The 8,756-nt window shown below is 62.7% G+C and carries 9 protein-coding genes; 5 read left to right on the top strand and 4 right to left on the bottom strand.

The window, feature by feature from the left end:
• Window positions 1-52: 52 nt before the first annotated feature.
• Both Y703_RS0101975 and Y703_RS0101970 read left to right on the top strand, forming a co-directional pair.
• Window positions 53-727, top strand: coding sequence for an amino acid ABC transporter permease (locus tag Y703_RS0101975; RefSeq protein ID WP_026551386.1), 675 nt, complete (start codon window positions 53-55; stop codon window positions 725-727).
• Window positions 724-1,590, top strand: a complete 867-nt coding sequence (locus tag Y703_RS0101970) for an amino acid ABC transporter permease (RefSeq protein ID WP_026551385.1) — start codon at window positions 724-726, stop codon at window positions 1,588-1,590. The genes Y703_RS0101975 and Y703_RS0101970 overlap by 4 nt, the downstream gene beginning before the upstream one ends.
• 220 nt (window positions 1,591-1,810) lie before the next feature.
• Here Y703_RS0101970 and dapE read toward each other — a convergent pair whose 3' ends face one another.
• Window positions 1,811-2,902: a succinyl-diaminopimelate desuccinylase gene (dapE, locus tag Y703_RS0101965; RefSeq protein WP_026551384.1), complete on the bottom strand. Its 1,092-nt coding sequence runs from the start codon at window positions 2,900-2,902 to the stop codon at window positions 1,811-1,813.
• 33 nt (window positions 2,903-2,935) lie between these two features.
• Between dapE and dapD the strand changes: the two genes are divergently transcribed.
• Both dapD and Y703_RS0101955 read left to right on the top strand, forming a co-directional pair.
• Window positions 2,936-3,895, top strand: a complete 960-nt coding sequence (gene dapD / locus Y703_RS0101960) for a 2,3,4,5-tetrahydropyridine-2,6-dicarboxylate N-succinyltransferase (RefSeq protein ID WP_026551383.1) — start codon at window positions 2,936-2,938, stop codon at window positions 3,893-3,895.
• Between the two features lie 45 nt (window positions 3,896-3,940).
• Window positions 3,941-4,789, top strand: a complete 849-nt coding sequence (locus tag Y703_RS0101955; RefSeq protein WP_026551382.1) for a hypothetical protein — start codon at window positions 3,941-3,943, stop codon at window positions 4,787-4,789.
• Here Y703_RS0101955 and Y703_RS0101950 read toward each other — a convergent pair.
• Window positions 4,786-5,391, bottom strand: coding sequence for a hypothetical protein (locus Y703_RS0101950; RefSeq protein ID WP_026551381.1), 606 nt, complete (start codon window positions 5,389-5,391; stop codon window positions 4,786-4,788). The two genes, Y703_RS0101955 and Y703_RS0101950, sit on opposite strands and share 4 nt — an antisense overlap.
• 140 nt (window positions 5,392-5,531) lie before the next feature.
• On the opposite strand from Y703_RS0101950, the gene galE reads away from it, so the two are divergent.
• Window positions 5,532-6,545, top strand: coding sequence for a UDP-glucose 4-epimerase GalE (galE, locus tag Y703_RS0101945; RefSeq protein WP_026551380.1), 1,014 nt, complete (start codon window positions 5,532-5,534; stop codon window positions 6,543-6,545).
• Between the two features lie 77 nt (window positions 6,546-6,622).
• Here the strand turns inward: galE and Y703_RS0101940 are convergent, their stop codons facing one another.
• Window positions 6,623-7,906 (bottom strand): citrate synthase, encoded by a 1,284-nt coding sequence (locus Y703_RS0101940; RefSeq protein ID WP_035763433.1) that lies wholly within the window; start codon window positions 7,904-7,906, stop codon window positions 6,623-6,625.
• 103 nt (window positions 7,907-8,009) lie between these two features.
• Window positions 8,010-8,756, bottom strand: a 747-nt coding sequence (locus Y703_RS0101935; RefSeq protein ID WP_026551378.1) for an aminotransferase class I/II-fold pyridoxal phosphate-dependent enzyme, incomplete at its 5' end; no start/stop codon positions are given.

Genomic DNA, 8,756 nt, shown 5'->3' with positions numbered 1-8,756 from the left:
CGCCAAGGCATTTCAACACCACGGTATTTCAACACCACGGAAGAGGTGAACCATGGATAATTTCCTATCGCTCTTTGAGACGTACGACGTCGCGGGAGCGTTCTGGGTCAATATCCAGCTGACGTTTTGGGCCGCTATCTGGTCATTTATCCTGGGAACCATCCTTGCGCTGATGCGCATCTCGCCGATCGCCAGCCTGCAGTGGTTCGGCGCAGCGTACGTGAATATCTTCCGGAATACACCGCTCACGGTGATTATCGCCTTCGGCGTCCTCGGGCTCTGGGGGCAGCTGAACGTTGTCCTCGCCGAGGACTTCCAGGTGAATTTCCTTCGCCTTGCCATTCTGGGCCTGAGTATCTACCACGCGGCTTTCGTCTGTGAAGCCATCCGCAGTGGCGTCAATACGGTCCCGCTGGGACAGGCCGAGGCGGCGCGGGCCATCGGGCTCAGCTTCCTGCCGGCAGCCCGGCTGATCATTCTTCCGCAGGCCCTCCGCGGTGCAGTCGCACCGCTGGGCAACGTGCTGATCGCCCTGACAAAGAACTCAACAGTCGCGTTCGCAGGGTCAGTGGTCGAGTCATCAAACCTGATGAAGGAAATGATCGAGTTCAGAGGCGACCTTGTGATCCCGATCTTCTTCGTCTTCGCCATGGGTTTCGTGATCATAGTTGTCCCCATTGGCCTTCTGACTACCTGGTTGTCTAGGAAACTGGCGGTGGCACGATGAGCGCTCAACAGGTTCTATTCGATGCCCCTGGCCCCAAGGGCAGACGCCGCATCCTCCTCGGCAATATCGCCGGAGTGCTGCTGGTCCTGGGCCTCCTAGCCTTCGTCGTCGTGGCCCTGGCCGGGCAAGGGCAATTCGCCGCAGCAAAGTGGACGCCTTTCCTCGAGTGGCGGACCTGGGAATTCTTCATCCTCCCTGGCCTGCTCAGCACCCTCAAGGCCGCAGCGGTAGCAGTGGTCACGTCGATCGCTTTCGGTCTGCTCTTCGGCATCGGACGCTTGTCCCACATTGCCCCTATCCGTTGGTTCTCCGGACTGGTGGTCGAATTTCTCCGCGCTGTACCAGTCCTGCTGATGATGATCTTCCTTTGGCTGGCGCTGTCACAGGTGCCATTCATCGAGGATCCAATCTTCGTGTCAGTTGTCACTGCGCTCACCCTCTACAACGGATCGGTGATCGCCGAACTGGTTCGCTCGGGTGTGCACGGCCTGCCCAAGGGCCAGCGTGAAGCGGGAATGGCGATCGGTATGACACCGGGCAAATCCCTGCGGAGTATCGAAATTCCACAGGCGCTGGTAGCGATGCTGCCGGCAATGGTGAGCCAGTTCGTTGTCATCCTCAAGGACTCGGCACTTGGCTACATCATCGGCTACGCGGAACTGCTGCAGTACTCACGTCGATTGGGAGTCGGTGAAGGCAACCTGCTGCAGTCCCTGCTGATTGCAGCCTTCATCTTCATCATCATCAACTTCGCCCTGTCTTCGGCGGCCAACAAGCTCTCGACGCTGTTGAGCTTCAGGACCGGGCACAAGGTCAAGAAAGACGAGGATGCTGAGCTGACACCAGCGGCTTCGGTGAACTAACTGGCCTAACGCGACCGCCCGAAATCGGCGCCGACAAAAAGTGCGGCTACACCCTGAGGTGTAGCCGCACTTTTCTGTCTGGCTGTTGTGCTCGGACCTGCCGCCTTGGTAATCAACCTGGACACACTGGGTCACCCTGGACATCGGTGAGGAACATGCTGCATATTGCTCACCGATGTCCAGATTGATCACCGTTGCGGCGCGTTGTTGGGTTGTGGAGCTAGCTCAGCCAGGTCTTGAGCGCCCTCAGGCACTCCCTGATTTCTGCGGCGCTGACATGCTCGTTATCCGAGTGTGCCAGCAGCGGGTCCCCAGGCCCAAAGTTGACGGCAGGGATGCCCAACTCACTGAAGCGGGCGACGTCGGTCCAGCCGTACTTCGGTTTGGGCTCCGCTCCCACGGCTGCGACGAAGTCGGCTGCCGCCGGATGGTGCAGCCCAGGGCGTGCGCCGGCCGCAACATCGGTGCGCTCCACGTCATAGCCCTCGAGTACTGCCCTGACGTACGCCTCGGCGTCGTCGGGTGATTTATCCGGAGCGAAACGGTAGTTCACCTCGACAACTGTCCGGTCCGGAATGACATTCCCCGCTGTCCCGCCGTGGATCATCACAGCGTTGAGGCTCTCCCGGTAGGCGAGCCCGTCCACGTCAATGGTGAGAGGCTCATGGTCGCGGAGTCGGGCAAGAATGTCAGCGGCTGCGTGAATGGCGTTTTCCCCCATCCACGCACGGGCCGAGTGCGCTGCCCTGCCGGTGGTGGTGACATTGAAACGGGCCGTGCCGTTGCAGCCCCCCTCAACGGTGCCGTCAGTTGGTTCCAGCAGCACGGCGAAGTCGGCCGCCAGCCAGTCAGGGAACCTGGCGACCAGCCGGCCGAGGCCGCTCAACGACGCCTCCACTTCCTCGTGATCGTAGAAGACGTAGGTGATGTCGCGGACTGGCTCGGTGAGCCCAGCCGCGAGCGCAAGCTGGACAGCCACCCCGCCCTTCATGTCAGTGGCACCACGGCCGTAGAGCACTTCGCCATCCCACGTACTAGGCACTGTGCCCCGCGAACCGGGAACACTGGGAAGAGGCACCGTATCGAGATGCCCGGCCAGAATGATCCGTTCGGCGCGGCCCAGGGCTGTCCTGGCGATGATGGAATCGCCGTCCCTCACCACCTCAAGATGTGGGTGTCGCAGCAGGGCGCTCTCGACAGCGTCGGCGAGGATCCCTTCGTTACCCGAGACACTCTCGATGTCGAGAAGGGTTGCAGTGAGGAGGGCAACATCGGCAGACAGGTCAAGGCTGGGAATCAGGTGTTCGGTCATTGATCAAGACTATCCCTCGGTAGACTTGAGGCCATGACTGAACGAGCCACAGCCCTCACGCCCGCCCCTTCTGGGACCCGCTCAGCCCGCGGACTAGGCCTTGCGACCATGGCCGCCGATCACGCAGTCCTTGACGTGTGGTTTCCCCGCCCTGAGCTCGGGGACTCGTCGCAGGAGGACCTGGGGGCTTCCCTCGATGCGTTGGCCGGAACTGATGACCTGCGGGGGACCAGCCAGGAAGTCGTCGAGGTGCACATTGATCTCGATACCCCGCCAGCCGACGCGGCTGATGCGTACCTCAGGCTGCATCTGCTATCCCACCGTCTCGCTGCCCCCAATACCCTCAACCTTGACGGCCTCTTTGGCCTGCTGGCCAATGTGGCGTGGACCAACTTCGGGCCTTGCCCGGTCCAGGACTTTGAGTCAACCCGCCTCCGGTTACGCTCCCGCGGCACCGTTGTTGTCTACGGCGTGGACAAGTTCCCCCGCATGGTCGACTACGTGCTCCCCCCAGGTGTTCGCATCGCCGACGCCGATCGGGTACGGCTTGGAGCGCACCTGGCCGCTGGCACCACAGTGATGCACGAAGGATTCGTCAATTTCAACGCTGGCACCCTCGGTGAGTCAATGGTTGAAGGGCGCATCTCCGCCGGAGTTGTTGTCGGCAACGGCTCGGACATCGGCGGCGGGGCATCAATCATGGGCACGCTTTCTGGTGGCGGCAAGGAAAGAGTAGCGATCGGTGAGCGCTGCCTCCTCGGCGCCCAAGCGGGTATCGGCATTTCTCTCGGCGACGACTGCGTTGTGGAAGCCGGCCTCTACATCACCGCTGGCACCAAGGTCACCCTTCCTGATTCGCGGGTGGTCAAGGCTGCCAGACTCTCTGGCGAGTCCAACCTGTTGTTCCTCCGCAACTCGGCAACTGGCGTCGTCGAAGCCCGTCCCCGTAGCGGTCACGGCGTCGCCCTGAACTCTGTGCTGCACGCCAACTAGGTACCCGTGGCTTACGCGAAAGCCGAGGTACGCCGCCGACGCCGGATGAAGACGACAATCGTCCTAGTGGTTCTGCTGGCGATACTCTCCGGTGGCATCTATCTGGCAGTCAACCAGGTGAATTCCTCTGAGGTCCTGGTGCGGGAGCGGTGCACCGCGGTCGTCGGCAACGATACCTACGAGCTCGGTCTGGAGCAGGCAGCGAACGCTTCGACGATTGTCTCTGTGGCGGTAGCGCGGGGACTCCCCGCGCGGGCGGCGTCGATTGCCCTTGCCACCGCTGTGCAGGAGTCGGGCCTGCGAAACCTCGACTACGGCGATCAGGCGGGACCGGATTCGCGGGGGCTCTTCCAGCAGCGGCCCTCGCAAGGATGGGGTACCGACGCCGAGGTGCAGGATCCGATCTTCGCTGCTGGCGCGTTTTACGACGAGCTGGTGAAAGTGCCGGGCTACGAGAGCTTGCCCATCACTGAGGCGGCGCAGGCGGTGCAGCGCAGCGCACTCCCCGACGCGTACGCCGACCATGAGGCCGAGGGCCGCGCCTTCGCCTCGGCCCTGACCGGTAACTCCCCCGCGTCGCTGAACTGCATCCTTCGCGGCACCGATCAGTCGGGTGACTCTGCTGCAGTCCGCGCGTCAGCTGAACAGGCCTTCGGATCCCTCGACGCGACGCTGCCCGACGCCGAGACGCTCATCCTGAATGCCGCTGGCGCCCAGGGCTGGGCTGCCGCGCAATGGGCGGTAGCCAATGCGAAAGCCCTTCACATCGAGTCGGTGTCCTTCGGTGGGCTGCAGTGGAACAGATCCGGTCACGGCTGGAACGCTGCCGAGACAGTTACCGGGCAAATCGTCGTCGAGCTCGCAGCAGCCGACGCTGCAACTCAGGCATCCTAGGCGACCAGTTCCATCACCGGCCGGACATAACTGGCGAAGGCCTGGGTGTCCTCCGACAGGTCCTGACACATCAGCAAAGTGCCCGGCTCAACAAACCAGGCACGCGGCTCCCTGAGGGGCAGCTCCACCACCTGCAGCGTGAACGCCCGGGCAGACCGGCCCAACTCGAGTTCCCGCTCCTCAACCAGCTGCGCGAAGGGATCCGGCGACTGGAATCGCCCCCGCTTCCGGGTCAGGACAGCGTATTCGGCCCTCCGGTCACGTGACCAATCCATCGCTGCGCCGTAGTGGGCCTGGGCCAGGAGCTGGAGCGCGGGCAGGGAGTCCAGCTCAGGGAAGTTCGGGGCCGTCACCTCAGCATCGAAGCAGTCCCCCACCAGCTGACGCCACCACGTCTCCCATTCGATCCGCAGCACAGTCATCCCACCGGCGTCATGCACCAGCTGGCTCGGATCGGCGCGATGGACCGGCGGAACCACCTCAGACACCATGGGCACTCCCGCGCCGTCCAACCCGGCGCAATCCCGCAGGTACAGCGAAAACAACATCACCGGCGAGGTGTCCACGACAATCCGCCACTCAGGACCATCAGTGGGCATCATTCGATCAACCTCTCTGAGTCGTTTCCGCCCGGACGCCCCGGCACCGGTTCGGCCTAATGTTTCCAAGCCTAGACCGAACTCCCGCTACCCTCTACCCCGGGGAGACGGCCGATAGTCCTCCAACAAACTAGGCTGGTGGAATGAAAATACTGGTTACTGGCGGCAGCGGCTACATCGGCTCGCATACGACGCTCGCCCTCCTTGAAGCCGGCCACCAGGTGGTGGTCGTCGACAATCTGATGAACTCCTCCGAGACTGCCCTGGACCGCGTCAGGGAACTGAGCGGGAAGGATCTGAAATTTAGCAAGATGGATCTCCTGGATGAGGCAGCACTCACCGCAGTGTTCGACGCCGAGCAGATAGACGCCGTAGTCCATTTCGCCGGGCTGAAGGCAGTGGGCGAGTCGGTGGCACAGCCGCTGCACTATTACCACAACAATGTGGGCGGCACCCTGACCCTGCTGCGGGTGATGGACGCGGCCCAGGTGAGGACACTGGTCTTCAGCTCCTCGGCGACCGTCTACGGGGCTTCCGAAGAGGTGCCCCTGATCGAGAAGATGCCGCTGGACGCCGTCAACCCCTATGGCCGCACCAAGGAGCAGATCGAGGATATCCTCACTGATCTCGGTGCCGCCGACGGCCGCTGGAACATCGCCCTGCTCAGGTATTTCAATCCCGTCGGGGCTCACGAGTCGGGACGAATTGGGGAAGACCCCACCGGGATACCGAACAACCTGTTGCCGTTTGTCGCCCAGGTGGCAGTGGGCCGCCGGGAGAAGGTAATGATCTTCGGTAACGACTACCCCACCCCTGATGGCACTGGAGTGCGTGACTACATCCATGTGGTCGACCTGGCGGCGGGGCATCTGGCTGCCCTCGATTACCTGACTACCCACGCCGGAGTGCACCGCTGGAACCTCGGCACTGGCAACGGATCCTCGGTGCTGGAGGTACTCGCCGCATTCTCGGCGGCAGCCGGGCATAAGATTCCCTACGAGTTCGCTGACCGCCGCCCCGGCGACGCGGCAGTGAGCTACGCCGACCCCTCGGCCGCACTGGCAGATCTGGGCTGGTCAGCGCGCCGGTCGCTGCAGCAGATGTGTGAGGACCACTGGCGCTGGCAGAAGCACAATCCCCAGGGCTACGCGAGCTGATTTTTTGCTAGACGACGACGGCCGGCCACCTGGGGAGGTGACCGGCCGTCGCCGTAAGCTGGTGGTAACGAGCGGAGCTAGCGCGCTGGGTAGTTACGCGCCGCTTCACCCGTGTAGAGCTGCCGTGGGCGACCAATCTTGGTCTGCGGGTCCTGCATCATTTCACGCCACTGGGCGATCCAGCCCGGCAGTCGCCCAATAGCGAACAGCACAGTGAACATCTTTTCGGGGAAGCCCATAGCCTTGTAGATCAGGCCAGTGTAGAAGTCCACATTCGGGTACAGCTTGCGTTCGATGAAGTAGTCATCCGCCAGGGCCTTCTCTTCGAGGCGCATGGCGATGTCCAGCAGTTCGTCGTTGCCGCCGAGCTTGCTGAGGATGTCGTGAGCGGTTGCCTTGACGATGGTGGCGCGGGGGTCGTAGTTCTTGTAGACGCGGTGCCCGAAGCCCATGAGCTTCACGCCGTCTTCCTTGTTCTTGACCTTCTCCATGAAGTCTTCGGGCTTCATGCCCTTGCCCTTGATGTCGCGGAGCATGTTGAGGACAGCCTCGTTGGCGCCGCCGTGGAGTGGGCCGAAGAGAGCGTTGATGCCCGCGGAGACCGAAGCGAACATGTTGGCATGGGAGCTGCCCACCAGGCGCACGGTCGAGGTGGAGCAGTTCTGCTCATGGTCGGCGTGCAGGATCAGCAGCAGGTCGAGGGCCTTGACCATCATCGGATCGAGGTCGTACGGCTCGGCGGGGAGGCCAAAGGAGAGCCTGAGAAAGTTCTCGACCAGGTTCATTGAGTTGTCCGGGTAGAGCATTGGCTGCCCGATGGACTTCTTGTGAGCGTAGGCGGCAATGACGGGAAGCTTGGCCATCAGCCGGAAAGTGGAGAGCTCTACCTGCTCGTCGTCGAACGGGTCGAGTGAATCCTGGTAGAACGTTGACAGCGCCGACACAGCAGACGAGAGCACCGGCATGGGGTGCGCGTCGCGGGGGAAGCCGCCGAAGAAGCCCTTGAGTTCCTCATGGAGCAGGGTGTGACGGCGAATCCGGTCGTCGAACGAGGCCAGCTCGGTGGGGGTGGGCAGGTTCCCGTAAATCAGCAGGTAGGAGACCTCGAGGAAGCTGGAGTGTTGCGCCAACTGGTCGATCGGGTATCCGCGGTACCGCAGGATGCCCTGGTCGCCGTCGATATAGGTGATTGCCGAGGTGGTGGCGGCGGTGTTCATGAAACCCGGGTCAAAAGTTACGGCACCAGTCTGCTTGAGCAGCTTCGACACGTCGTAGCCATTGTTGCCTTCAGCGGCGTTGACCATCGGAAGGCTGAGTTTGCCTCCGTCATAGTGCAACGACGCACCGTTTTGCTCGGTCATTGAACTCTCCTCCAACAGTGGTGGCATGCATTGGCTTACGGCACCGTCGCACATTCAACCAAAACGCTACCGGTAGGGATACTCCGAGTACTAATCGACTCACTCAGTGTAGGCGGGCTGACCGCCCGGCCGCGGTGAGCCTCGTGGCTGCAGCATCAATGCCCTGGTCGGTGCCGGTCAACGCGACTCTGACGAAACCCTGGCCGGCATCGCCGTAGAAGGTCCCGGGTCCCACGATGATGCCGAGTGCGGCAAACCGTTCAACAGTTTTCCAGGTGTCTTCACCTGCACTCGCCCAGAGGTATAGGCCCGCTGCCGAGTCCTGAAGCCGCAGTCCAAAGCCCTGCAGTGCCGGGATCAGCCGGTCCCTGCGGAGTCGATACAGATCCTTCTGGGCCTGCACATGATCATCGTCGGTCAAGGCAGCGCGCATGGCCTCCTGGACGGGGAACGGCACGATCATTCCGGCGTGTTTGCGGGAGTTCACCATGTTGGCGATCAACTCCGGGTCGCCAGCAGTGAACGCTGCACGGTAGCCCGCCATGTTCGATTGCTTGCTCAGCGAATAGACCGCCAGCAGCCCGGAGTGGCTGCCGCCGCAGACGCGTGGGTCAAGGACACTCGGGACCGGCTCGCCCCCGCGGGCGCTGTCCCAGCCGCCCCACCCCAGTTCCGCGTAACACTCATCCGAGGCGACGACAGCCCCGATCGCCCGTGCATCGGCCACGAGGGGTGCAAGCTCGGCTGCGGGGAGCACACGGCCAGTGGGGTTGGCTGGCGAGTTCACCCACACCAGGCGCACGCGGGACCGGGTGGCCTGATCCAGAGTCGAGAGGTCGTCAGCGGCCAC

The sequence above is a fragment of the Arthrobacter sp. H20 genome (assembly GCF_000520515.1).
Taxonomy (GTDB): domain Bacteria; phylum Actinomycetota; class Actinomycetes; order Actinomycetales; family Micrococcaceae; genus Arthrobacter_D.
Note: the sequence above shows the minus strand (reverse complement) of the source record. Positions and strands in the feature narration are given on the sequence as shown.

Bases quoted from the DNA above. Each gene is read 5' to 3' on its own strand.
- dapD (WP_026551383.1), top strand. From the start codon at position 2,936: ATGACTGAACGAGCCACAGCCCTCACGCCCGCCCCTTCTGGGACCCGC.
- Y703_RS0101970 (WP_026551385.1), top strand. From the start codon at position 724: ATGAGCGCTCAACAGGTTCTATTCGATGCCCCTGGCCCCAAGGGCAGA.
- Y703_RS0101940 (WP_035763433.1), bottom strand. From the start codon at position 7,906: ATGACCGAGCAAAACGGTGCGTCGTTGCACTATGACGGAGGCAAACTC.
- Y703_RS0101950 (WP_026551381.1), bottom strand. From the start codon at position 5,391: ATGATGCCCACTGATGGTCCTGAGTGGCGGATTGTCGTGGACACCTCG.
- dapE (WP_026551384.1), bottom strand. From the start codon at position 2,902: ATGACCGAACACCTGATTCCCAGCCTTGACCTGTCTGCCGATGTTGCC.
- Y703_RS0101955 (WP_026551382.1), top strand. From the start codon at position 3,941: ATGAAGACGACAATCGTCCTAGTGGTTCTGCTGGCGATACTCTCCGGT.
- galE (WP_026551380.1), top strand. From the start codon at position 5,532: ATGAAAATACTGGTTACTGGCGGCAGCGGCTACATCGGCTCGCATACG.
- Y703_RS0101975 (WP_026551386.1), top strand. From the start codon at position 53: ATGGATAATTTCCTATCGCTCTTTGAGACGTACGACGTCGCGGGAGCG.